This is a genomic window from Phytobacter sp. V91 (assembly GCF_965644225.1).
Taxonomy (GTDB): domain Bacteria; phylum Pseudomonadota; class Gammaproteobacteria; order Enterobacterales; family Enterobacteriaceae; genus CBFFRJ01.
Window position 1 is genome coordinate 1 of record NZ_CBFFRJ010000078.1, and the last position, 24,232, is coordinate 24,232.

Annotated in this window: 22 protein-coding genes, 2 tRNA genes and 3 pseudogenes; 15 read left to right on the top strand and 12 right to left on the bottom strand. The window is 54.5% G+C overall.

All coding sequences use genetic code 11. The features are described from left to right. Window positions 1-122 precede the first annotated feature (122 nt). The 3 genes from hpxK to ACSZO4_RS16110 form a co-directional block, all read right to left on the bottom strand. On the bottom strand, window positions 123-1,364 hold the full coding sequence (gene hpxK, locus ACSZO4_RS16100) for an allantoate amidohydrolase (RefSeq protein ID WP_437890039.1): 1,242 nt from the start codon (window positions 1,362-1,364) through the stop codon (window positions 123-125). Further along, complete coding sequence (locus ACSZO4_RS16105; RefSeq protein ID WP_437890040.1) at window positions 1,364-2,602, bottom strand: pyridoxal-phosphate-dependent aminotransferase family protein; 1,239 nt, start codon at window positions 2,600-2,602, stop codon at window positions 1,364-1,366. Before ACSZO4_RS16105 ends, hpxK begins: the two co-directional genes overlap by 1 nt. A gap of 201 nt (window positions 2,603-2,803) precedes the next feature. Continuing rightward, window positions 2,804-3,643 carry a MurR/RpiR family transcriptional regulator gene (locus ACSZO4_RS16110; RefSeq protein WP_437890041.1) on the bottom strand — a complete coding sequence of 280 codons (840 nt, stop codon included), beginning with the start codon at window positions 3,641-3,643 and terminating at the stop codon, window positions 2,804-2,806. Window positions 3,644-3,756: 113 nt separating this feature from the next. Here ACSZO4_RS16110 and ACSZO4_RS16115 point away from each other — a divergent pair, with 113 nt between their 5' ends. Genes ACSZO4_RS16115 through hpxZ form a run of 4 tightly spaced genes read left to right on the top strand, consistent with a single transcriptional unit; the run spans window position 3,757 to window position 7,291 of the window. Next, complete coding sequence (locus tag ACSZO4_RS16115) at window positions 3,757-5,340, top strand: gamma-glutamyltransferase family protein (RefSeq protein WP_437890042.1); 1,584 nt, start codon at window positions 3,757-3,759, stop codon at window positions 5,338-5,340. Window positions 5,341-5,349: 9 nt separating this feature from the next. After that, complete coding sequence (gene hpxX / locus ACSZO4_RS16120) at window positions 5,350-5,538, top strand: oxalurate catabolism protein HpxX (RefSeq protein ID WP_437890043.1); 189 nt, start codon at window positions 5,350-5,352, stop codon at window positions 5,536-5,538. Then, a complete protein-coding gene (locus ACSZO4_RS16125; RefSeq protein ID WP_437890044.1) occupies window positions 5,535-6,908 on the top strand; it encodes an AtzE family amidohydrolase in 1,374 nt (457 codons plus the stop codon). Before hpxX ends, ACSZO4_RS16125 begins: the two co-directional genes overlap by 4 nt. Further along, the gene (gene hpxZ / locus ACSZO4_RS16130; RefSeq protein ID WP_437890045.1) at window positions 6,905-7,291 is read left to right on the top strand and encodes an oxalurate catabolism protein HpxZ; all 387 of its coding nucleotides are present in this window, start codon (window positions 6,905-6,907) and stop codon (window positions 7,289-7,291) included. Before ACSZO4_RS16125 ends, hpxZ begins: the two co-directional genes overlap by 4 nt. A gap of 38 nt (window positions 7,292-7,329) precedes the next feature. Here the strand turns inward: hpxZ and puuE are convergent, their stop codons facing one another. Genes puuE through ACSZO4_RS16145 form a run of 3 tightly spaced genes read right to left on the bottom strand, consistent with a single transcriptional unit; the run spans window position 7,330 to window position 9,756 of the window. Then, a complete protein-coding gene (puuE, locus tag ACSZO4_RS16135) occupies window positions 7,330-8,274 on the bottom strand; it encodes an allantoinase PuuE (RefSeq protein ID WP_437890046.1) in 945 nt (314 codons plus the stop codon). Between the two features lie 28 nt (window positions 8,275-8,302). Then, entirely contained in the window at window positions 8,303-9,040 is a 738-nt protein-coding gene (gene hpxA, locus ACSZO4_RS16140; RefSeq protein WP_437890047.1) for an allantoin racemase, read from the bottom strand. After that, window positions 9,040-9,756, bottom strand: a complete 717-nt coding sequence (locus ACSZO4_RS16145) for a GntR family transcriptional regulator (protein WP_437890048.1) — start codon at window positions 9,754-9,756, stop codon at window positions 9,040-9,042. Before ACSZO4_RS16145 ends, hpxA begins: the two co-directional genes overlap by 1 nt. Window positions 9,757-9,901: 145 nt before the next feature. On the opposite strand from ACSZO4_RS16145, the gene ACSZO4_RS16150 reads away from it, so the two are divergent. Continuing rightward, window positions 9,902-11,374, top strand: a complete 1,473-nt coding sequence (locus ACSZO4_RS16150; RefSeq protein WP_437890049.1) for an NCS1 family nucleobase:cation symporter-1 — start codon at window positions 9,902-9,904, stop codon at window positions 11,372-11,374. Between the two features lie 141 nt (window positions 11,375-11,515). On the opposite strand, the gene ACSZO4_RS16155 is transcribed toward ACSZO4_RS16150, so the two are convergent. Together ACSZO4_RS16155 and dnaQ are read right to left on the bottom strand one after the other, a co-directional pair. Next, window positions 11,516-11,592, bottom strand: a tRNA-Asp gene (locus ACSZO4_RS16155). A gap of 132 nt (window positions 11,593-11,724) precedes the next feature. Continuing rightward, entirely contained in the window at window positions 11,725-12,456 is a 732-nt protein-coding gene (gene dnaQ, locus ACSZO4_RS16160) for a DNA polymerase III subunit epsilon (RefSeq protein WP_437890050.1), read from the bottom strand. On the opposite strand from dnaQ, the gene rnhA reads away from it, so the two are divergent. Next, the gene (gene rnhA / locus ACSZO4_RS16165) at window positions 12,410-12,994 is read left to right on the top strand and encodes a ribonuclease HI (protein ID WP_437890051.1); all 585 of its coding nucleotides are present in this window, start codon (window positions 12,410-12,412) and stop codon (window positions 12,992-12,994) included. The genes dnaQ and rnhA overlap by 47 nt on opposite strands. On the opposite strand, the gene ACSZO4_RS16170 is transcribed toward rnhA, so the two are convergent. After that, a complete protein-coding gene (locus ACSZO4_RS16170) occupies window positions 12,985-13,701 on the bottom strand; it encodes a class I SAM-dependent methyltransferase (RefSeq protein ID WP_437890052.1) in 717 nt (238 codons plus the stop codon). The genes rnhA and ACSZO4_RS16170 overlap by 10 nt on opposite strands. Window positions 13,702-13,733: 32 nt before the next feature. Here ACSZO4_RS16170 and gloB point away from each other — a divergent pair, with 32 nt between their 5' ends. Continuing rightward, window positions 13,734-14,489 carry a hydroxyacylglutathione hydrolase gene (gene gloB / locus ACSZO4_RS16175; protein ID WP_437890053.1) on the top strand — a complete coding sequence of 252 codons (756 nt, stop codon included), beginning with the start codon at window positions 13,734-13,736 and terminating at the stop codon, window positions 14,487-14,489. Between the two features lie 71 nt (window positions 14,490-14,560). After that, entirely contained in the window at window positions 14,561-15,928 is a 1,368-nt protein-coding gene (gene mltD, locus ACSZO4_RS16180; protein WP_437890054.1) for a murein transglycosylase D, read from the top strand. A gap of 46 nt (window positions 15,929-15,974) precedes the next feature. Here the strand turns inward: mltD and ACSZO4_RS16185 are convergent, their stop codons facing one another. Beyond that, window positions 15,975-16,745 (bottom strand): class I SAM-dependent methyltransferase, encoded by a 771-nt coding sequence (locus tag ACSZO4_RS16185; protein ID WP_437890055.1) that lies wholly within the window; start codon window positions 16,743-16,745, stop codon window positions 15,975-15,977. Between the two features lie 78 nt (window positions 16,746-16,823). Next, a complete protein-coding gene (locus ACSZO4_RS16190; RefSeq protein ID WP_437890056.1) occupies window positions 16,824-17,624 on the bottom strand; it encodes an endonuclease/exonuclease/phosphatase family protein in 801 nt (266 codons plus the stop codon). A gap of 227 nt (window positions 17,625-17,851) precedes the next feature. On the opposite strand from ACSZO4_RS16190, the pseudogene yafC reads away from it, so the two are divergent. The 7 genes and pseudogenes from yafC to fabF all read left to right on the top strand — a co-directional run bounded on the left by yafC (window position 17,852) and on the right by fabF (window position 23,928). Beyond that, window positions 17,852-18,751 (top strand): annotated as a pseudogene (gene yafC, locus ACSZO4_RS16195) (DNA-binding transcriptional regulator YafC). 118 nt (window positions 18,752-18,869) lie between these two features. Further along, window positions 18,870-19,427 carry a winged helix-turn-helix transcriptional regulator gene (locus ACSZO4_RS16200; protein ID WP_437890057.1) on the top strand — a complete coding sequence of 186 codons (558 nt, stop codon included), beginning with the start codon at window positions 18,870-18,872 and terminating at the stop codon, window positions 19,425-19,427. Beyond that, window positions 19,411-20,454 carry an HlyD family secretion protein gene (locus ACSZO4_RS16205; RefSeq protein ID WP_437890058.1) on the top strand — a complete coding sequence of 348 codons (1,044 nt, stop codon included), beginning with the start codon at window positions 19,411-19,413 and terminating at the stop codon, window positions 20,452-20,454. The genes ACSZO4_RS16200 and ACSZO4_RS16205 overlap by 17 nt, the downstream gene beginning before the upstream one ends. After that, window positions 20,451-20,828, top strand: a pseudogene (locus ACSZO4_RS16210) (DHA2 family efflux MFS transporter permease subunit); the annotation flags it as partial. The gene ACSZO4_RS16205 and the pseudogene ACSZO4_RS16210, both read left to right, overlap by 4 nt. Window positions 20,829-20,893: 65 nt before the next feature. Next, window positions 20,894-21,322: an IS200/IS605 family transposase gene (gene tnpA / locus ACSZO4_RS16215; RefSeq protein ID WP_437890059.1), complete on the top strand. Its 429-nt coding sequence runs from the start codon at window positions 20,894-20,896 to the stop codon at window positions 21,320-21,322. A 78-nt stretch (window positions 21,323-21,400) separates the two neighbouring features. Beyond that, window positions 21,401-22,627 (top strand): annotated as a pseudogene (locus ACSZO4_RS16220) (DHA2 family efflux MFS transporter permease subunit); the annotation flags it as partial. A 23-nt stretch (window positions 22,628-22,650) separates the two neighbouring features. Further along, the gene (fabF, locus tag ACSZO4_RS16225; RefSeq protein ID WP_437890060.1) at window positions 22,651-23,928 is read left to right on the top strand and encodes a beta-ketoacyl-ACP synthase II; all 1,278 of its coding nucleotides are present in this window, start codon (window positions 22,651-22,653) and stop codon (window positions 23,926-23,928) included. A gap of 104 nt (window positions 23,929-24,032) precedes the next feature. Here the strand turns inward: fabF and ACSZO4_RS16230 are convergent. Next, window positions 24,033-24,109, bottom strand: a tRNA-Asp gene (locus ACSZO4_RS16230). Window positions 24,110-24,232: the final 123 nt, after the last annotated feature.

Genomic DNA, 24,232 nt, shown 5'->3' on the forward strand with positions numbered 1-24,232 from the left:
GGTTCAGGCTCCAGGAAATGGTTGAAGGCTACAGACTGGCGATGTCTCTTGATCAGGAGATCTGATCAAGAGACAGCTCCCTGTGGGAGAGGGGCGGGGTGAGGGCATCATACCGCAACGCGCTAAATCAGCTTGCGCACGGCCTCAGTGTAGGCCCGCAATGCCTGCGCGACATCCGCCACCAGCACACTCTCAGCCGGATGATGGCTGATGCCTTTCTCGCAGCGCACAAACAGCATCGCAGAGGGCCAGCGCTCGGCAATCGCAATCGCATCATGCCCGGCGCCGCTGGGTAACAGCAGTGCGCGCCCCTGAACCTCACTGACGGCCTCAGCCAGCACATCGCGCAGCCTTGTATCACAAGGGGTAGCGGCGATGGAGTAGAAAATATCATGGCTGAACGAAAGCCCACGTTCAGCCGCGATGCGCCCGGCTTCTGCCAGCAGAGTATTAAGCAATGTCTCGCGCTGTTCATCATTCGGGCTGCGGATATCGAGCGTCAGCGTCACCGCACCTGGGATAACATTCACCGCCCCCGGTTCACACTGTAGCGTACCCACGGTTGCTACCTGTTCAGAACCGGATTCCCGCGTTTTTTGCTCTACAAAGGTTATCCACTGCGCCGCTGCGGCTAATGCATCCCGGCGATGAATCATCGGCACGGTGCCCGCATGCCCGGCCTCGCCGCTAAAGGAGCAGGTCAGCCGTCGAGCGCCGTTAATGGCGGTCACCACCCCCAGCGCTAAATCCGCCTGTTCCAGCACCGGACCTTGCTCAATATGCAGTTCCAGATAGGCTGAAAATTCTTCCGCTGCCCGCTCAGCCATTGGAATACGCGCCGGATCCAGCCCGGCATTCACTAAGGCCTGGGCCACACTCACGCCCTGCGCATCCTCACGTGCCAGCCAGTCCTGCGGCCAGCTGCCCGTCAGACCACGACTTCCCAGCAGCGTAATGTTAAAACGCGTTCCCTCTTCATCGGCAAAACCGACTATCTCCACCGCCCGATCGCCACGCAGATCCTGGCGGTGCAGCCAGTCAACCACTTCAATAGCCGTCAGCACACCCAGCATGCCGTCGTAGCGTCCTGCATCACGAACGGTGTCAAGATGCGAACCCAGCAACACCGCTGGCGCCCCGTCACTGGCCGCCTCATAGCGCCCGCAAATATTGCCGACGGCATCCTGCCAGGTGAGCATTCCCGCATCCTGCATCCATTGCGCAACCTGGGCGTTGGCACGCAGGTGTTCAGCAGAGAGATACACCCGGGTCAGTTGATCCGGCGTTTCACTGATTTCCGCCAGTGCATCACAGCGCGTCATCACCCGGTGGGCAGCGCGGTCGGCCTCATCGGCAGTCATCATTACACAACCCCTTCGTAGACATTCCATGCCGCCTGCATACCCGCGCCCTGCACGGTACGGAACCCGAGGCGATTGAGCACCGCTTCCAGCGCCGTCAGCGTTTGCAGTACGCAGTCTTTGCGCGCGTTATAGCCCATGGTGCCAATACGCCAGATTTTGCCCTGCAGCGGGCCAAACGAAGTGCCTATTTCAATATGGAAATCATCCAGCAGGCGCTTACGCACCTCTTCGCCGTGTACGGCTGCAGGAATAACTACGCCGAGCACGTTATTCATTTTGTGGCGAATGTCGCCGAAGACATCCAGCCCCATTCCCTGGATGCCTGCCAGCATGGCGCGGCCGTTCAGTTCATGGCGGGCAATCAGCGCATCCATCCCCTCTTCCAGCATGATGCGGGCGCATTCACGGGCAGCAAACAACATGCTGGTGGCTTCCGTATGGTGATTAAGCCGCTCCGGCCCCCAGTAATCCATTACCATGCCGAGATCGAAATAGTTGGAGTAGATCATCTCGTCATCGCCATCACGATGGCTGTCATTGCGGATCCCCTGCTCCACGCATTTACGCGCGCGGATCGCCTCTTCCATTTGTGGGCTGAGGGTGATGGGCGAGCTGCCGGACGGGCCACCGAGGCATTTCTGCAACCCTGCCGATACGGCATCCAGCCCCCAGGCATCAGTGTCCAGCGCGTTTCCGCCCAGCGAGGCCGTGGCGTCGGTGTAGAACAACACGCCGTGGCGACGGCAAATATCACCGAGCTGCTCCAGCGGCTGCAACATGGTGGTGGAAGTATCGCCCTGAACCGTCAACAGCAGGCGGGGTTTCACACGCTTAATTGCATCTTCAATCTGATCCGGGGTGAATACCTCTCCCCACGGGACCTCAATCGTGTGCACTTCAGCCCGGCAGCGACGCGCAATTTCGCATAACAGATGCCCGAAGCGGCCAAAAACAGGGACCAGCACTTTGTCGCCAGGACGGATGGCGGAAATCAGGACGGCTTCAATACCTGCACGCGAGGTGCCATCCACCAGCATGGTCCACTGGTTGCGGGTACGGAAAACATCACGGTAGAGGGCCATCACGTCATTCATGTAGCCGGTCATCACCGGATCGTATTGCCCCACCAGTTGGCTCGCCATTGCGCGTAATACTCGCGGGTCGGCATTAATGGGACCCGGCCCCATCAACAGGCGATGAGGAGGGTTAATTTGTAAGCATTGTGGAGAATCAAACATAGACGCGTCCTTTGGGAGACAAAGCGTGAGTCGTGAAACAAAAGGTTCTTTGCGTTACTTTCTGCAACTAATGTGCCACACACAAATATCAGAGACCAGCCCTGTATCCAAAGGCATTCGTTCTTTTTTTGTCTGTTTTTCTTCAGTACTCACGCACCAGAATAAATCACCATGCTGGTGCCAAAGCACCAACATGGTGATTTAGCGCTGCTCCAGTTCATCGAGTTCTGTATACAAAGAAGCGATGTGGTGGATGCGCTGACGCCCTTCGGTCAGCGCGTTATGTAACAGAGCATTAGAGAGCAAATTCACGAGGCTCATGGCCCCGCTGTAGCTGTCAAAGGCTGAGACGCTGTCAAGCGGGACACCCAAATGCCAGCGTGCGAGCGCGGTAATTCCCGCCGCCTGAGGTTCACTGATGGCAAGAGTGGGTACCCCCTGATTGCGCAGTACTTCCAGTACCGGGCGGATGACCCGCGGCCGACGACGAAAGGCCACCACCACCACCAGGTCTGCGGGGGTCATATCCACCAGCTCTTCCGCCAGCGTCTGTCCTGGCTGAGGGATGAGGCTGACCTGCCCCCGGCTTTGCATCAGTTGCTGGCGCAAGTGCAGCGCGACAGGGGCGCTATTACGCAGGCCAAGAATAAAGACCCGGCGCGCCTCGCTCAGGGCCTGCACGACTTCGCCAAACTGCTCTGCGTCGAGGGCATTTACCCATTGGGTAAGATTGGCCATCTCCTGCTTGTAATGGCGCGCCAGCAGCGTGTTGCCCTGCACCGCATCACGGTTTTCCGTCAGTGGCATACCGCTCTGGCGCAGGGTGCGTAGCTCATCGCGCATCTCTTTGAAACTGCTATAGCCCAGGCGTTTGAACAGACGGCTAACGGTAGCCTTCGACACTCCGCTCAGGCGCGCCAGTTCGGCGCTGTTATAGCTCACCAGATCGTCGAAATGATCCATGATAAACGAGGCAACCCGCTGTTCCTGCGGCGATAATTCGCCATAACACTCACGCAAACGCGCATCTAACTGCTGCATACCGCCTCCTGCAACTTTCGTTTCACTCTAAGCTGACACAATGAAACACAGGTCGTCAATCTGGAACAGCTCTTGCTTAGCTCTCTGACTAACCCGAAAAAGAGAGCGTGACGATGCAAAGTAATATGGCCCCCTCCGGGATGGCGGTAACTCCCCACCACCTTGCCAGCGAGTCGGCATTGTCGGTGCTGCGCCACGGCGGCAACGCGATTGAGGCAATGGTTGCTGCCGCCTCCACTATCGCGGTGGTTTATCCCCATATGAACGGTATTGGCGGCGACGGGTTCTGGTTGATTGTGCCTCCCGAAGGAGAGCCGCTGGCGATTGACGCCAGCGGCGCCGCCGGGCAAATGGCCACGCTGGATTTCTATCAGGGTCACCAGCAGATCCCTCACCGTGGACCACTGGCTGCATTAACCGTGCCTGGCACGCTCAGCGGCTGGGATGAGGCGCTGAAATATTCGGCCTCACTCGGCGGCGGTCAGTTGCCGCTCTCGCGACTGCTGGCAGATGCTATCCGCTACGCCTGCGACGGGATCCCGGTGACGCACTCCCAGGCCAGCGCCACGCAAAGTAAATATCCGGAGCTGGTGGACATTCCCGGCTTTGCCGACACTTTCCTGGTCAATGGTCAGATTCCGCAGGCGGGTAGCCGTTTTTGTCAGCCACGCCTGGCCCGTACTCTCACCCGCCTGGCCACCGAAGGGCTGGACAGTTTTTATCGCGGTCCGCTGGCTGAGCTGATTGCCGGGGAGATGCGCACGCTCGGCCTACCGCTCACCGGCAGTGATTTTGCCGCCCATCGGGCTCACCGCCGGGTACCGCTGCGACTGGCCCACAGCCAGGGCGAAGTCTTCAATATGACGCCGCCGACTCAGGGCCTGGTATCGCTGGCCATTCTTGGCATTACCGACCATCTGGAGATGGCGCAGGCCAGCGAAGTACAGACTATCCACCGTATTGTCGAGGCCACCAAAAAGGCCTTTGGCCTGCGTGACCGCTATATCACCGACCCACGCCATGTGACTCTGCCGGTGCAAAGCCTGCTCGAACAAGCCCCGCTGGAAACCCTTGCGGCAAGCATCGACGAATCTCGTGCCGCCCCCTGGGGCAATGGCAAAGGACCGGGCGACACCGTCTGGATGGGCGTGGTTGATAAAAACGGGCTGGCGGTGTCATTTATCCAGAGTATCTATCACGAGTTTGGTAGCGGCGTGGTTCTGCCGCAGAGCGGTGTTCTGCTGCAAAACAGGGGAGCCGCATTCAGCCTCAACCCGGATCACCTGCTGGCGCTGATGCCCGGTAAACAGCCGTTCCATACTCTCAATCCGGCGGCAGCGCGCCTGAAAGACGGGCGCACTATGGTCTACGGCACCATGGGCGGCGACGGGCAACCCCAGACTCAGGCGGCCATTTTTACCCGCCATATCATGCAAAACATGCCTTTGCAGGAGGCGGTATGCGCCCCGCGCTGGCTGCTGGGCCGCACCTGGGGGCAGGTATCAGAAAGCCTGAAACTGGAAGGCCGTTTCAGCGCTGAGACTTTTGAGGCGTTACGCAATCTCGGTCACGATGTGGAATGGCTTCCGGGTCTGAGCGAGGCCACCGGTCATGCAGGGGCGATTGTACGCCACCCCACGGGCATGCTTGAAGGGGCATTCGATCCACGTAGCAACGGCAGCGCAGCTGGTTTTTAAGGAGCAATAATGAGTGATAACAAATTTGACTGGCCGGGTTATGTCCGGCTGATGGAACAACTGCTGGCGGTGCCGCTGGATGATGCCCGGCGGGCCGAGCTGGAAATTCAACTGACCCGCATTGCCGCAATGGCGGAGCCTCTGATGGCCTTCCCTCTCCCCCATCGTCAGGAAGGCGCGGGAGAGTATCGGCTATGAGTTTATCCATTTCTGAGATCCAAAAGGGTTTGCGGGCAAAAACCTTTAGCGCCCGTGAACTGGCGCAACAGGCGCTGGCCAGTATTGAGCAGGATAACCCGCTGATTAATGCGTTCACCGCCGTTACCGGGGAACGTATGCTCACCGAGGCCGCACACCTGGACGCGCGTCGGGCTGCTGGCGAAACACTGCCCGCACTGGCCGGTGTGCCTTATGCGGTGAAGAATCTGTTTGATGTGGAAGGTATCACCACGCTTGCAGGAGCTAAGCTGTTCAGCACTCAGCCTCCGGCGACAAAAGACGCCTTTGCGTTGCGTCAGCTTCACCAGAGTGGGGCGATGCTTGCGGGTACGCTGAATATGGATGCCTATGCCTATGGCTTCACCACCGAGAACAGCCACTACGGGGCAACGCGTAATCCACGCGATACCTCCCGGGTGGCCGGCGGTTCATCCGGGGGGTCGGCGGCGGCAGTGGCGGCAGGGATGGTCAATTTTTCGCTGGGGAGTGATACCAATGGATCTATTCGCGTCCCGGCCTCCTTATGCGGCGTGCTCGGGCTAAAGCCGACGTTTGGTCGCCTGTCACGCGTGGGGAGTCACCCATTTGTCGCCAGTCTTGACCATATTGGTCCGCTGGCTCGCAACGTGATGGACCTGGTAAGCGTCTATGACGCCTTGCAGGGAAAGGACGTTGAAGATAGCTGGCAGTCAGACAACGAACCTTGCGCAACCACGCCAGCCCTTGGGGCTCGAGGTTCACTGCGCTGCGCGGTGCTGGAAGGTTATTTCTCCACCTGGTGTGACAATGACGCGCGTGAAGCCGTCGCCACCGTGGCGCGCGCACTGGGCGCAGAGCAGACACGGGTATTACCTGAGGCTGAACTGGCGCGCTCGGCGGCGTTTTTACTCTCTGCGGCTGAAGGGGGAAACCACTATCTGCCTGCGCTGCGCACGGATGCCGATAACTTCGAGCTTAACTCCCGCGAGCGCTTACTCGCCGGGGCGATGACCCCTTCGGCCTGGTATACTCAGGCTCAGCGTTTTCGCGCCTGGTTTCGCGATCAAACGTTGCCGCTGTTTAACGGTATCGACCTGCTGCTGGCGCCCGCCACTCCCTGTAGCGCCACGCCGATTGGGGCCAACACCATGCGCATTAACCAGACGGATCTGCCCGTCAAAGCCAGTATGGGGATGCTGACACAGCCCATTTCATTTCTCGGCCTGCCGGTGGTGACAGTACCGGTGAAAACGGCATCCGGGTTACCAATTGGCGTGCAAATTATTGCCGCTCCCTGGCAGGAAGCGCGTTGCTTACAGGCCGCATGGCGACTGGAGCAGGCAGGTATTCTTTATCCACAGGATGCATGATGAACAGAGAAAATATCGACAGACCAGCCGTGCTCAATGAAGTGACGACGGCATTTTATCGCTACGAACAGGCGCTGGTAAGTAACGACGTAGAGGTTCTGGACGAACTGTTCTGGGCCGATCCACGCACCGTGCGCTATGGCGCAACGGAGAACTTGTACGGTATCGAGGCCATTCGCGAGTTTCGCAACACGCGTCCGTCAACCGGACTGGATCGATTGCTGCGTAACACCACCATCACCACCTACGGCGATGATATGGCGGTCGCAAGCACGGAATTTACCCGTGAGAACAGCGAGCGCGTCGGCCGCCAGATGCAAACCTGGGTGAAGTTTCCCTACGGCTGGCGGATTGTAGCGGCGCATGTCAGTTTGATGGGGTGACTGCTGGCCCCTCACCCGCTTCAGGGTGAGGGGAAAATTCACGTCGCTGTATAAGGGTGCACCTTCATCCAGTGCTCAGCGATATCCTGACGACGGCAGATCCAGACATCATCGAAACTCTGCACATAATCGAGAAAACGTTGTAAAGCCCGGAAGCGGCCAGGCCTGCCCAGTAACCGACAGTGCATGCCAATCGACATCATTTTTGGCGATGTTTCTCCCTCCTCGTACAGCACATCGAAACTGTCTTTCAGATAGGTATAGAACTGTTCCGCAGTATTAAAGCCCTGAGCTGTAGCAAAGCGCATATCATTGGCATCCAGGGTATAAGGCACAATCAGATGAGGCTTCTGGTCGACGGTTGTCCAGAAAGGGAGATCGTCACCGTAATAGTCGCTGTCGTACATCAGGCTCCCCTGCTCCACCACCAGCTTGCGGGTGTTCGGGCTGTCACGCCCGGTGTACCAGCCCAGCGGCGCTTTACCAAACAGCGTGGTGAGGATCTCCATCGCCTGCTGCATATGCTGGCGCTCGGTCTGGATATCCAGATCCTGATAGTGGATCCAACGCCAGCCATGGCTGACAACATCATAATCCGCCGCAGCGATCGCCTTAACGATCTCCGGGTTACGCGCCAGCGCCATCGCCACGCCAAAGACGGTCAGCGGCAGGCCGCGTTTTTGAAATTCATTATGAATGCGCCAGAAACCCGCCCGGGATCCGTATTCGTACAGCGAGTCCATCGACATATGTCGGGCCGGGTAGCTGGCCGCACCAATAATATCTGACAGAAATTGCTCGGATCCGGCATCGCCATGCAGCACATGGTTTTCGCCGCCCTCTTCAAAATTGAGGACAAACTGCACGGCAATTCGTGCCCCGCCTGGCCATTGCGCATGAGGGGGGGTTCCGGCGTAGCCCGCCATATCGCGCGGGTAGTTAGCGGTAAAATGCCACACTGGCTTGTCCGTTGCTGATTGCATGCTGATTCAACCTCCTTTCCGTCCACGCTCAGTTCAGTATTTCAAAACATCCTGAGAGCGGCTTTTTGTTGGGATACGCAAGATCGCCGTATTTGCTGGTAGACAAACCCAGAGCGATGAGTGATTCCACCATCTTCACCGCGGCCGTAACGCCATCGATCACCGGTATACCCAGTTCCCGTGTCAGTTCACTCGCCAGATTTGCCATTCCGCCGCAGCCAAGAACAATCGCACCACTATTGTCCTCACGTTTGGCTTGTATACAACGCTCACGTACTTTTTGTTGAGCAAGACCCGTGCCATCTTCTAATGCCAGCACCGGTAAATCGATAGCATGCAGGGCGGCACAGTGATGTTCAAAACCATACTGCTGCAATAAATGACGGGCAATAATCAGCGTACGCGGCAATGTGGTAACCACTGAAAAACGCGTTGCCACCAGGGTTGCGAAATGCATTGCTGCTTCGGCAATACCGACCACCGGGCCGCTTGCCAGCTCGCGTGCCGCCAGTAATCCTGGGTCACCAAAGCAGGCAATCACGTGCCCCTGCGCCCCTTGCTCTTTCCCGCGTTTTATCTGCTCCAGTACCCCAATGGCCGCAATGGCTTCATCAAAGTGCCCTTCGATGGATTCCACTCCCTGGCTCGGGCAACTGGCCAGAATACGGGTGCCTGGCGCCGCGACACTCCGGGCGGCGCTGGCAATCGTCTGTGTCATTTCAGGGCTGGTATTAGGGTTGATCACCTGTATACAACATGAAGTCATTATTGTTCTCCTGCGGTGCCAAACAAGCGCGCAAAGTCGGGGAGTATCTCGCCGCCGCGTTCGAAACTCAGGCTGGAGACGATGTGATCAAAGTGATGCGCCAGGGCATTTGTGAGCGCCGGAAGGTCCTTTTTGCGCAGTAATTCAATCAATCTGCCGTGATCATTGCAGCGGCAGCCACGCTGCCAGGGCGCGCCCCAGGCGGCAATAACCAGCGAGGAACGCTGAGCCAGAGTGGTCACAATGTCGGTCACTACCGCATTGCCCGAGATAGCCTGTAACTGGATATGGAAGGCGGCAGAGTGGCGAATAGCGGCGGCACCGTCGTGGTTCTGATGGGCCTCTTCCTCCTGGGCGATAATTTTCTCCAGCCCTGCAATATGCGTCGACTGCAAATGTGCCAGTACGTCCGCGAGATTGGCGCACTCGATCATTTTGCGGGTGCTGAAGATCGATTTTGATTCATCAATATCCGGTCTGGCGACAAATGCACCACGCCTGGGCGTTATGGTGATCATTTGCACCGTTGCAAGGCGGGTCAACACCTTACGGATCCCCGTGCGGCTGACGCCAAACACCTCGGCTAAAGCCTCTTCAGGAAGTTTACTGCCCGGCGGCAACTGATGTTCAACAATGGCAGTCATCAGCGACTGCCAGATGAAATTCTCTTTGTCTTCCAGATCTACTGGGGTCTGTAGCCCCGTCTGCTGCTTCATTCTGAAATTCCTTCGTTACGCTTTTCTTATCTTTTGTATACATCATTAAAATATTTTGTATACATAAAATTAAAACCTGGCCTGATTCGTGCAACACAAGATGGCAGACATAACGTCACTATCTGTATTCAGAGGAGCAGATTCCATGCCAAATCTTGAACCAAATTATAAAGACAGCTACAGCCCGAGACTCACCAACGATGACCTGGCCCCAACACGCGATCAGAACTGGACGTGGTACAACATCTTCTCTTTCTGGATGTCCGACGTGCATAGCATGGGAGGCTATGTGGTGGCCGCGAGCTTCTTCGCCCTCGGTCTTGCCAGCTGGCAGGTGTTGCTCTGCCTGCTACTGGGTATTTGTATTATGCAACTTTGCGCCAACCTTGTCGCCAAACCAAGCCAAATGGCTGGCGTGCCCTATGCGGTTATCTGTCGCCAGGCATTTGGCGTGTTCGGCGCCAATATCCCTGCGGTAATACGTGGCCTGATTGCCTTTGCCTGGTACGGTATCCAGACTTACCTGGCCGCTAACGCCCTGATGCTGGTGGCACTGAAATTCTGGCCTTCTCTTGCCCCTATGACAGAAGGGCATTTCCTCGGCCTGTCGCATTTAGGCTGGGTCTGTTTTGGCATTATGTGGGTGTTGCAGGCTCTGGTGTTCTGGCATGGAATGAGCGCCATTAAGCGCTTTATTGATATCGCTGGTCCGGCTGTATACGTGGTGATGCTGGCGCTGGCTATCTGGATCCTGTCGCAAACCGGCTTTGATGGCATCTCCTTTACCCTTGCCAGTAAAGAGCTGACCGCAGGCGAGCAGACCTGGCAGATGGTAACCGCGACCGCGCTGGTGGTCTCTTACTTCTCCGGCCCGTTACTCAACTTTGGCGACTTTTCCCGTTACGGGAAAAGTATGCAGGAGATCCGTCGCGGCAACCGCTGGGGATTACCGTTCAATTTCCTGCTGTTCTCCATTGTGACCGTGGTGATTGTCTCCGGTACCCAGTCGCTGTTCGGTAAAATGATCACCGATCCTATCGAGACGGTTAGCCATGTCGGCAACAGTCTGGCGATGGCTATTGGCCTGCTGACGATGATCATCGCCACCATCGGGATCAATATTGTGGCCAACTTCGTCTCCCCGGCATTCGACTTCTCTAACTGCTCGCCGCAGAAAATAAGCTTCCGTACCGGCGGGATGATTGCGGCTGTCGGATCCGTACTGCTGACACCATGGAACCTGTTCCAGTCGCCGGAGCTTATCCATTACACGCTGGATGTTCTGGGATCCTTTATTGGACCACTGTTCGGTATCCTGCTGGCGGACTTTTACCTGATCAAACGCGGTAAGGTATTTGTCGACGATCTGTTTACCGTCTCTCCAGCCGGGCGTTACTGGTACAAAAACGGCATCAACCCGAAAGCCGTCGCCGCGCTGATTCCCTCAGTGGCAGTGTGCCTGATTATCAGCTTTATCCCTTCTCTGCATGCAGTGGCGAACTTCAGCTGGTTTATCGGCGTCTTCCTGGGGCTGTGCAGCTATCGCTGGATTGCACGCCACGAGCGTGAAGGAGAAGGTGAAAGCTTTACTCCCCGCCGTGCCACGGCGAAGGAATAAATGCACAAAGGCCCGGGCTTTAGTCGCCGGGCCTTTAAGCTTAATTCGACAGGGTAAAATCAGGACGAAAAAAAACCGCATCCGTTGAAAACGTTGCGGTTTTTTTACTTATCAGATGTTGAAAACATCCGAATCAAATGTTGGCGGAACGGACGGGACTCGAACCCGCGACCCCCTGCGTGACAGGCAGGTATTCTAACCGACTGAACTACCGCTCCGCGATGTTCCCGTTGGGGAACGAGGCGCATATTACGTATTGTATTCAGACCCGTCAACGCTTTTTCTGACGATTTGAACTGTTTGCTGCAAAAATCACCCGGAGGGGCATTTTCTCGACGTAAGTGAAGCAGTTAAGCACGCCAGAGGCAACTTCCGCCTTTCTTTTGCACCAGATCAAGACGCGACTCATGGCTTACCAGCTCTTCATCACTGGCTAAAATAACTCGCAGTTTGCTTGCCTGACGCACAACGCGCTGAATTCCAACTTCACTCTGCTGCTGCTGACCTTCCCCTTCCATAGAAAACTTCATCAGAGTCTGACCACCGGTCATCGCCAGATAAACATCAGCCAGAATCTGGGAATCGAGTAAGGCGCCGTGCAGGGTACGTTTGCTGTTATCTATCTCATATCGCGAGCAAAGTGCATCCAGGCTGTTACGCTTGCCGGGAAACATCCGGCGGGCCATTGCCAGGCTATCTGTCACCTTGCAAAAGGTGTCTGTTTTTGGGATCCCGCGATTTAACTTGCTGAATTCGTAGTCGAGAAAGCCGATATCAAACGACGCATTATGGATGACCAGCTCAGCGCCGCGAATGTAGTCTATAAATTCATCCGCGATATCGCCGAACTGCGGTTTATCCAGCAAGAATTCATCGGCAATTCCATGAACGCCAAATGCTTCGGGATCGATCAGGCGATCGGGCTTCAGGTAGATATGGTAGTTATTGCCAGTCAGGCGACGGTTGATGACCTCAACGGCGCCAATCTCAATAACTTTGTGCCCTTCATAGTGGGCGCCAATTTGGTTCATACCCGTGGTTTCGGTATCGAGAACGATCTGTCGTGTAATTGCAGTGCTCATATCCGTCATTTATGTCAGACTCGTCGTTTTACTATCGATTTTTAATACAGGAAGTCTACCAGAGATGCTTAAGCAGGTAGAAATTTTCACCGATGGTTCTTGTCTGGGTAACCCAGGACCGGGTGGTTATGGCGCGATTTTACGCTATCGTGGTAACGAAAAACTGTTCAGCACCGGTTATCGTCTCACCACCAATAATCGTATGGAGCTGATGGCGGCCATCGTTGCGCTCGAAGCGCTAAAAGAACAGTGTGAAGTGGTTCTCAGCACCGACAGCCAGTATGTCCGTCAGGGGATCACCCAGTGGATCCATAACTGGAAAAAGCGTGGCTGGAAAACCGCAGACAAAAAACCGGTTAAAAATGTCGATCTCTGGAAACGCCTTGATGCTGCGCTTGGCCAGCATCAAATCAAGTGGGAATGGGTCAAAGGCCATGCCGGCCACCCGGAGAACGAACGTTGTGACGAGCTGGCTCGTGCCGCCGCCATGAGCCCCACCCGCGATGACACCGGTTATCAAACGGAAAGTCAGGGCTGACGAGTCTGCCGCGTCGCGCCAACTGTCTGTCGTACCTGAGACTTGTTGCGGCGCATTTTCATGGGTGTCAGCGTCAGTGGAATAGTGCGTTTACGGGCAACAATCAACTGCATGCACCCCAGTGCAGGCAGGTGGGTACCGAGCAGCTTACCGCCCTGCTTTGTCCAGGGCAACACATGGAAGCGGCTGTAATGCAGAACCTCAAAGTTCAGCAGCGAGAGCCAGTCAATCTGGCGCATAAGCGTAAACATGCGGCTGTTGACGGAGGGCAAACGACGTACACGCGGCACAAATTTCCCCATGCCCAGTAAGCTAACCGGATTGAAACCACTGATAACCAGCCAGCCATCATCAATTAAAACACGATCCACTTCCTGGAGTAAGCGGTGGGGATCCGGGCACCAGGGTAATGTGTGTGCCAGCAGGCAGGCGTCGACAGACTTGGCGGCAAATGGCAGGTGCAACGGATCAGCTCGCACATGTGCAGGCTTTCCGCTGAGTGAAACATTGACCTGATGTGAAATAGCGCAACTTTCGGCATTGATTTCCGCGCTGAGATTGCCAATCTTAAGCAGATGAAACCCATACATTTTTGCAAACCATGGCCTGAGTTCCTTCTCCAGTGCTTCACGATAATAATCGCCTTTGGGCAGCCCGGCCCAGTCTGTTGGCGCTATGTATTTTCGGGGAGTCCTTGCCGGTTTCATCACAACCTTCCGCTACGCTTTGAGAGGTATTTATGAATCTTAACAGTATTCCCGCATTTCAGGACAACTACATCTGGGTCCTGAGTGAAGATGATGGTCGCTGCCTGATAGTCGATCCAGGCGAAGCCGCTCCGGTGCTACATGCGATAGACGAAAATGGCTGGCAACCGCAGGCAGTCCTCTTAACCCATCATCACAATGATCATACTGGCGGTGTAAAAGATCTCGTTAAAAAATATCCGGATATAGTGGTATACGGTCCAGCTGAAACCCAGAGCAAAGGCGCGAATAACATTGTTGGCGAAGGCGATCGACTACAAATTCTTGGGCTGGAATTCAGGGTAATCCATACGCCAGGTCACACTTTAGGACATATCTGTTACTTTAGCGCACCTTATCTTTTTTGCGGCGATACGCTGTTTTCTGGCGGCTGTGGAAGACTCTTCGAAGGTACGGCAAATCAGATGTTTGCCTCTTTTTGTAAGATTAATGCGCTTCCTGAAGATACGCTCATTTGTTGCGCACATGAGTATACTTTAGGAAATATTAAGTTTGCATTGAGCCTGTTGCCCGAAGATCCCGACCTTAATGAATATCATCGTAAAGTTAATGAGTTACGTGCAAAAAATCAAAAAACACTCCCCACAACTCTGAAAAATGAACGTCGTATTAATGTATTTTTACGCACGCAAGATAATGATTTAATAGACGTAATTAACAAAGAAACAAATTTGCAACAACCTGAGGCGCGTTTTGCCTGGTTAAGGTCAAAGAAAGACAACTTCTGACAATTCCGGGTTGCCTTTTTAAAACTTCGCCGTTATGATTGCTCGTCTTTTAAGCAACTATTGACACACACATGAAGGCAAAAGCGATCTTATTCGCCTCTGTCCTGCTTGTGGGGTGCCAGGCGTCTAAGCACGATGGTACCGTACAACAGCACGCACAGAGCCTTTCTGCAGCTGGTCAAGGGGAAGCAGGGAAGTTTACAAGTCAGGCGCGGTGGATGGACGATGGGACATTCTCCGGGCAGGAACAAGATTTGTGGGCTTCCATAAGCGACGAGCTAAAGATGGGAATTCCGGAGAATATCCGGATTCGCGAGCAGAAACAGAAGTATTTGAGAAATAAGAGCTATCTCCACGATGTAACTTTACGGGCAGAGCCGTATATGTACTGGATAGCAGGGCAAGTTAAGAAACGTAACATGCCCATGGAACTGGTACTACTACCCATAGTGGAGAGCGCTTTTGACCCACACGCGACGTCTGGTCGTAATGCCGCTGGCATTTGGCAGATCATACCGAGCACGGGTCGCAATTATGGTTTAAAACAGACCCGCAATTACGATGCGCGTCGTGACGTGGTGGCTTCAACAACCGCTGCGCTCGATATGATGCAACGTTTAAACCGCATGTTTGATGGCGACTGGTTGTTAACAGTGGCTGCCTATAACAGCGGTGAGGGTCGTGTAATGAAGGCAATGAAAGCGAATAAAGCGCGGGGTAAACCCACGGACTTCTGGTCGCTCTCACTGCCACAGGAAACCAAAATTTACGTGCCAAAAATGCTGGCGTTGAGTGACATCCTCAAAAACAGCAAACAGTACGGTGTAAAGCTGCCTACGTCAGATGAAAGCCGTGCGCTGGCGCGTGTCAGGTTGAGCAGTCCTGTAGGGGTTGATCAGCTGGCAGACATGGCCGGTATTTCGGTAAGCAAGCTTAAGACCTTTAACGCTGGCGTTAAGGGATCAACCTTAGGTGCAAGCGGGCCGCAGTACGTGATGGTGCCCCAGAAGCACGCAGATCAATTGCGTGAATCGCTGGCATCCGGTGAGATTGCTGCCGTTCAGCCGACGTTAGTTGCGGATAACACGCGTCTGAGCAGCCGTAACTACAAAGTACGTTCAGGTGATACGCTATCAGGTATCGCTGCCCGCCTTGGCGTGACAGCGAAGGATCTCCAGCAATGGAACAGCCTGCGTAGCGCCAGCCTGAAGGTGGGTCAGAATCTGACCGTAGGTGCAGGCAATAGCGCACAGCGTCTTGCCAGCAATACGGACAGCATTACCTACCGCGTACGCAAGGGCGATTCGCTCGCCAGTATCGCAAAACGCCACGGTGTGAATATCCGCGACGTGATGCGCTGGAATAGCGGTACAGCCAATCTGCAACCGGGCGATCAGCTAACGTTGTTTGTGAATAACAGCAGCTCACCGGACTCCTGACAGACAAGCTAACGAAGAAGGCACCGTTCCCCCGGTGCCTTTTTTATTACGCCACTTTCTGCGCTTCTACCATAATGGTATCGCTGGTGAATGACCCATCTTCAGCTAACTCAAAATAGCGCTTCACGTCACCAGAAGCGCTTTGTTGATAAATTCTGATGGCGTTACTCAGCGCCTCAGGCGTACGCATACGGGCAATCCATGAGTGATATTCAAGCACCAGACGATCGGTAATCAGATTACGCGTCGTCAGGCCCGCCTCGTTGAACAGGGAGAGCCATTCTCCGCTGGAGTAGTTACGCACATGCGACGTATCACGCAGCGCCTCGATGGTCTGTAACCAGATATCACGCACCGGATGCCCTGGAGACAGAATATCCATGATGATGGCAGTGCCACCCGCTTTCAGTACCCGTTTAACCTCACGCAGCGCCTGCCCTACATCGTGCCAGTGGTGCGCGGAGTAGCGGCTAATCACCACATCAAAAGAGCCATCGTCAAAAGGCAGTGCTTCGGCATAACCCTGTCGGGTCTCAATGTTTCCCAGACCTTTCTCTTTGGCCGCCGCCGCCACGACGTCCAGCATCTGACTGGAGAGATCATAAGCCGTAACCTGCGCCACCTGGCCTGCGGCGCAAAAACTGGCATGGCCGGCGCCACATCCCAGATCCAGCACCCGAGCCTGCGGGAAGGCCTGGAGTCGCTCAGCCAGGCGCTGTAAATCACGCCCGGATGCATGCACCGCGCTGGTTAAATACGCACTGGCCTGGGAGCCGAACTGTTTTTCGACATTGTTATGATGAGAGCCTGTAGTCATTGTGTTGTCCTTGCATGGGTTATAAGAAAGGGCAGCACCGGAGTATATGGCCTGCCCGACGGCAGACCTGACACACCATTATTTATCAGGCTTGCCGGGACTGAATTCGACGAGTAGCGGATTGTGATCGGAGGCGCGGGTCACCAGCACCGAAGCTTCGTGCACGTTTAAGCCGCGATAGAACACAAAATCCAGCGGACGGCCAAACGCCCGGCGGCGATTGTCATCCGTAAAGCGCACCTGGCGCAGAGACATTTCTCTTGAGAAGCGATACAGCGCATTCATACGTGGGCGACTCCAGGCATTGAAATCACCCGCCATGATCACCGGGCCATTATGGCGCTGGATTTGATCGCCGATCGGCAACAGCTGTTTACTGTATACATCGACGCCAAGGCTGAAATTCACCGCATGTACGTTCACCACCATCAGGTTACTCATGTCCGGCAACGGATAGACGGTTACCAGCGCGGATTTGGCCAGACGCAAGATCGGCTCACGCTCACGCAACGGGCAGCAATACACCGGATGCGCCGAAGAAAGCGTCATTACGCCTGAAGGATGCTGTGGCAGTACAAAGGCGGGAACCTGGTCAGCAGCGAGATAGTTAGTGGTCGCAAACCTGACCAGCTCAGGGGTCGTTTGCGCTTCCTGTAACAGGACGAGATGCGCATCTTTGCCAAAATTTTGCAGGACTGACAGCCACTCAGCACGCTGCTGCTTGAAGATATTCCACACCAGAACACGGATTTTGTCTTCGCCACTCAACGGCACACCGGCGGGTAATGCCTTACCAATAGTCGCGAAAGACCCAGGCGGCATAATGCGCTCTGCGGGCTGTCCGGCAACATATCGCATGGCATAGGTATTCTTTGGCACTTTCGGCTTCACACCTCTTAACTAAACCCTCCATGTCATGGAGTGGTCATTCAGTTATAGGGACTTTAGCGCAGAGTTTCAACGGTGAATGCCAGAAAAGCCTCTGCTTAAAGTTAGTAAGTGCTCAATAACCATTGTGCTTCAGCGCACGGTGACACAACTGGCTTACGCGTGATTAAATAGCTGCATTGCCATAATCACTGTCGACTATTGCTACAGGTGCAATAATGAAAGCCAACTCAGAAGAACTCACTATTTTTGTCGCCGTCGTCGAAAGTTGAAGCTTTAGCCGTGCGGCTGAACGCCTTGGTCTGGCAAACTCAGCCATCAGCAGAGCCGTGAAAAAACTCGAGGGAAAACTGGGGATTAACCTGCTGAATCGCACGACTCGCCAGCTCAGTCTCACCGAGGAAGGCGAACGCTATTTTCGCCGGATCCAGGGCGTGTTACAGGAAATGGCTGCGGCAGAAACCGAAGTAATGGAAGCCAAACTGACGCCGCGTGGAACCCTGCGCATCGATGCCGCTACGCCCGTCATGCTCCATTATTTGTTACCGATGATTAAGCCATTTCGCGAACGCTATCCGGAAATTTCACTGTCTCTGGTCTCCAGCGAAACATTTATCAATTTGATCGAACGTAAAGTCGACGTGGCGATCCGGGTGGGCAAACTGACTGACTCCAGCCTGCGTGCCCGACCACTCTTTAGCAGCTACCGCAAAATAATTGCCTCGCCGGATTATCTTGCCCGCTTTGGTATGCCGGAGTCAGTCACAGACCTTAAAAATCACCAGTGTCTGGGATTTACTGAGCCCGCCACATTAAATACCTGGCCTGTCGCATCCAGCGACGGTCAGTTGTATGAAGCGGAGTGCGGATTATTGTCAAACAGCGGAGAAACACTGAAGTATCTCTGTCTTGGCGGCAACGGTATTGCCTGTTTATCCGACTATATGATCAATAAAGAATTGCAAAGCGGAGAGCTGGTTGAGGTGTTGGCCGACAAACGTCTCCCTGTCGCAATGCCCTTTAGCGCGGTTTACTACAGCGACAGGGCGGTGAGCACCCGGATTCGGGCATTTATCGATTTTGTTAGCGAATATCTCGCCACCACGCCGTTAGCCTGAAACCCTGGTTGCCGCACGATCCTGATTTCTACTCACCAGGATCGCATGCATACATAGTAACTTGCATTTTGATAGTCACTATGGGAATGTGTTCCGCAGAAAAGTGACGGAGAGAAAAATGAAAAACGAACCCCTGTGCAGAGCCCCTTGCCCTATAGCCCGAAGCCTGGGGCGTATAGGTGACAGCTGGAGCATGATGATCCTGCGTGATGCTTTTTCAGGCTTCACGCGTTTTGACGAGTTCCAGAAAAGCGCCAACGTTGCGCCAAACATCCTCTCACGCCGCCTGAAAGAGCTGGTTGAAGATGGCCTGCTGGAGAAAGTGTGTTACAGCAGCACGCCCGCTCGTTACGAGTATCATCTGACTGAACGCGGCCGCGATTTTCGCCCGGTTATCCTCGCACTGGCCGAGTGGGGTAACCGCCATTTCGCGCCGGAAGGCCGACAGATCCAACTGGTCGAGAAAGAGACCCAACGTCTGGTGCATGCCGTTATGGTGGACAGCGAAACCGGCCAGCCACTCACTCCGGAGAAGTACAGCATGGTCCCCGGCCCGGCCGCTTCACCAGTGATTCAATACCGTCACGATTACCTGCAACGTAAACGGGCGGGGGATAGTACGCAAAAATTTATGCCGCAGCAGTATCTGGATGAACATCATGAACCTCAAGAGTAAAAAACGTTTTTGGGTTGGTTCGCTATCAGGTACAGCATTGCTATTAGCGCTGGGCTACGGCTTTTACTGGCACACCAGCGCGCGGTTTTTACAGTCAACGGACGATGCTTATGTCGGTGGTGATATCAGCGCTATTTCGACGAAAGTTGCCGGTTATATCGAGGAGATCGCCGTTAAAGACAACATGTCTGTAAAAAAGGGGGAATTACTTATTCGCCTGGATGCCAGGGATTATCTGGCGGCAGTGACAAAGGCTGAAGGGGAAGTTGCCGCTCAACAGGCCGCATTAACCGATCTGGCCGCTAATCGCCAACTCCAGAAAGCAACCATTGCAGGATCGGCCGCCAGTCTGGGAGCAGCACAAGCGACAACGGTGAAAATGGCCCGTGACAGCCGACGCTACAACGCGCTGGCGCAGACCGTCGCGATCTCCGCCCAGGTACGTGAAAATGCAGCAGCGGATTATCGCCATGCGCTTGCAGAAGAAAGTAAAGCGCTTGCCGATAAAGAGGTCGCTGAACGTCAGCTACTTGTTCTGGATGCCAGGGAGAAGCAGATCCATGCCGCTCTTATCCAGGCACAGGCAAGTCTGGATATGGCCCGCCTGAATCTTAGCTACACGGAGATCCGCGCCCCGTTTGATGGCGTGGTCGGCAATCGACGGGCCTGGTCAGGCTCGTTTGTGAGCAGCGGCATGCAGCTGCTGGCGTTAGTCCCCAGCCATGATTTGTGGATTGATGCCAACTTTAAAGAAAACCAACTGGCCAATATGCGGCCAGGGCAACATGCAAAAGTGGAAGCTGATGTATTGCCAGGACGCTCGTTTAACGGGCATGTTGTCAGTATTTCTCCAGCAACAGGTTCAAAGTTCAGTCTTTTGCCAGCGGAGAATGCGACAGGAAATTTCACCAAAATTGTGCAGCGCGTCCCGGTACGGATTGCCCTTGAAGGCGAAGCCGCCACTCTGGGTCTTTTGCGCCCGGGATTATCGGTCACCGTGGTTGTGGATGAAAAGAGCCGTCCATGAGCAGCAACCTCGCCCTGATGCAATCTCCGGCAATGGTTATGCCCGCCAGGCGAAAGCTTCTCGCCTTCGCGACCATGTGCTTGGGTATGTTTATCGCCCTGCTGGATATTCAGATTGTTTCAGCATCACTGCGTGATATTGGCGGTGGACTTTCGGCGGGCGATGATGAAACCGTCTGGATCCAGACCAGCTATTTGATCGCAGAAATTATCATTATTCCCCTGTCAGGCTGGCTGGCCAAAGTGATGTTGACCCGTTGGTTGTTTGCCGTCTCTGCCGCTGGTTTTACGTTTATGAGCGTCCTGTGCGGATGGGCATGGAATATTGAAAGCATGATTAAGTCCGGTAAACCCCCGGCTTTGCCGGGGGACTCCGAAAGGTTTGACCTTTAAGTCAGTCGCGCGAATCTGAAATCTCCGCCAAGAGATGAGGATTCGTGATGAGAGACTTTCAGAGCTTAAGCCATACGAAATGGGACTGTAAATATCACGTAGTTTATATCCCCAAACGCCGGAAGCAGCGGTTATACGGTGCGCTGAGGCGTGAGCTGGGCAAAATATTCCATGAGCTTGCGAGCCAGAAAGGCTGTCAGATTCTGGAGGGGCATCTGATGCGCGATCATGTTCACATGTGCATCAGCATTCCACCAAAGTATTCGGTATCGACAATCGTCGGCTATCTGAAGGGGAAAAGTGCGATAGCGATAGCCCGGCAGTTCGGCAGAGGGAAAAACTTCACTGGTGAAGTTTTCTGGGCACGAGGATATTTTGTTTCAACTGTAGGCCTGGATGAAGCCACGGTCAGGGCTTACATACGCAACCAGGAGCGAGAAGACGAACGTTACGACCAGATGAATCTGAACGTATAACAGCCGCCTTGGGCGGCTCATGGTTTGTCGGCGCCTTTGAGGCGCTCACCCTAAAGCCTCCGGCTCTGCCGGAGGATACTTACTACTTTTCGCGCACTTCAGGGGCTGATGGGCGGGTCGATGATCCCTTTGGTGTTTACAACTGCGTTCGCTTTTTTTCAGGGCAAGCAAAGAGTTATCGCCGCAGCCACTATCGGTGGTCTGGCGTCCCTGGCTCCCACATTAGGCCCAACGGTTGGTGGCTGGATCACTGAAAATTTTAGCTGGCACTGGCTTTTTTTTATCAATATTTTACCCGGTATCTATATCGCCATCACGGTGCCTGTGCTGGTCAATATTGATGACCCAAATCCCACGTTATTGCGCGGTGCGGATTATCTCAGCATTGCGCTTCTGGCTATCTCGCTTGGCTGCCTGGAATATACATTAGAAGAAGGTCCACGCTGGGGATGGTTTGATGACAGCACATTAACCATCACCGGCTGGCTGGCACTGCTGTGCGGCGTCATGTTTGTGGTGAGAACATTACGGCATCCGCAGCCCGTTATGGATTTACGCGCGCTCAGCGAGCGTACTTTTACCCTTGGCTGCTATTTTTCCTTTATGGCAGGCGTCGGGATCTTCTCTACTATCTATCTGACACCGCTGTTTCTCGGCATGGTCCGGGGATTCAGCGCGCTGGATATTGGACTGGCCATTTTCTCTACCGGCCTGTTCCAGGTTCTCTCTATCCCCTTCTATTCCTGGCTTGCTAACAGAGTCGATCTTCGCTGGCTGCTCATGGCGGGATTGCTGGGTTTTGCCTTTTCGATGTACAGCTTCATTCCGCTGACCCATGAATGGGGAGCAAGAGAGCTCCTGCTACCTCAGGCGTTCCGTGGTCTTGCACAACAATTTGCTGTCGCCCCGACTGTCACACTCACGCTCGGCAGCTTGCCACCTGCGCGCCTTAAACTGGCCTCCGGGCTGTTTAATCTGATGCGTAATCTGGGTGGCGCAATTGGCATTGCCCTGTGCGGCACCATTTTAAACAACCGCACAAATCTGCATTACAGCCGCCTAGCGGATCATCTGACTAACGCCAGTCTTAATGTGAGTAGTTTTGTCGCAACACGCACCTCGACATTGATGAGCCAGGGTATGGATGGCCAATTGGCACACACCGCAGCGCTAAAAAATCTGTCTGTACTGGCGTTGCGAGAAGCCAGAACCCAGGCATTTGCCGATGCGTTCTATTTCATTATGGCTGGATTCCTCATTGCCGCTGCGTTGGTCCCTTTTATGAAGAAACCACCGCAGATTTAGCGTAACAACATCAGGAGAATTTTATGCAAGATATGCAACAGCGCGTTGTCATTACCGGAATGGGCATCGTCAGCCCGCTGGGATGCGGCGTTAAACACGTCTGGCAATCCTTACTGAGGGGAAATTCAGGCCTTCGTCCATTACCCGAAACTATCGTGGAAGACATTGCCTGCAAGGTCGCAGGCCTGGTGCCCGGCATTGAAGACGATCCTCAACACGGTTTTGACCCTTTATCCGTGATCCCGGCAAAGGATCGTAAGAAAATGGATCGTTTTATCGAATTTGCTCTCGTTGCGGCACATGAAGCTCTTACGCAGGCAAACTGGTTTCCTCAGGATCAAGCGGCGAAAGACAGAACGGCGACGATCATTGCCACCGGTATAGGCGGCTTTAATCAGATAGCCGATGCGGTTCACACCACCGAACACCGCGGCCCACGTAAGCTATCGCCCTTCACTATCCCCTCTTTTCTGGCTAACCTGGCTGCCAGCCATGTCTCTATTGCGTACGGTTTTCGTGGCCCGATCGGTGCACCGGTGACAGCCTGCGCTGCTGGAGCACAGGCTATTGGTGATGCCGCGCGAATGATTCGTGCTGGTGAGGCAGATATCGCCCTGTGCGGCGGCAGCGAAGCCGCCATCCATCGTGTGAGCCTGGCCGGTTTTGCGGCGGCGAAGGCACTTTCATCCGGGTTTAACGATCGTCCGGAGGAAGCGTCCCGACCTTTTGATCAGGACAGAGATGGGTTTGTCATGGGAGAAGGAGCCGGGCTGCTGGTGATCGAATCTCTGGAACATGCGCTATCACGTGGCGCAACGCCGTTAGCCGAGTTAGTGGGGTATGGAACAAGTGCGGATGCGTGGCATCTGACTGCCGGACCAGAAGATGGTAACGGTGCCCGACGAGCCATGGAGATAGCACTCAATCAGGCGGGTATCAGGCCTGAAGATGTTCAGCATATTAATGCGCATGCAACCTCAACGCAGGTCGGAGATAAGGGTGAGTTAGCCGCAATTCGCAGCCTGTTTGGCGATAATCAGCTTGCGATTTCCTCGACAAAATCTGCTACAGGTCATCTGCTTGGAGCGGCCGGAGGCATTGAAGCCATATTTACCGTTCAGGCTCTTCGCGAACAAATAGCACCACCGACATTGAATCTGCACAAACCTGATGCTGCTGCATCCGGTATGGATCTTGTCAGGCTTACAGCCCGATCTCTGACTATGGAATACGCGCTATCAAATGGGTTTGGCTTTGGTGGCGTGAATGCCAGTTTACTGCTCAAACGCTGGGGTAACTGAGGACGACTAAGCAGGAGCAACATGCTCCTTGCTTAATTTAGATGAGTCTGGGGAATGACAGGAAAAAAAAACCGCATCTCATATGAGATGCGGCTCTTAATAAGTGGCGGAACGGACGGGACTCGAACCCGCGACCCCCTGCGTGACAGGCAGGTATTCTAACCGACTGAACTACCGCTCCACCGAATTTCTTTGTCACTAACCGGCGTTTATACCGGTTTACTGCAATTTGATGCCTGGCAGTTCCCTACTCTCGCATGGGGAGACCCCACACTACCATCGGCGCTACGGCGTTTCACTTCTG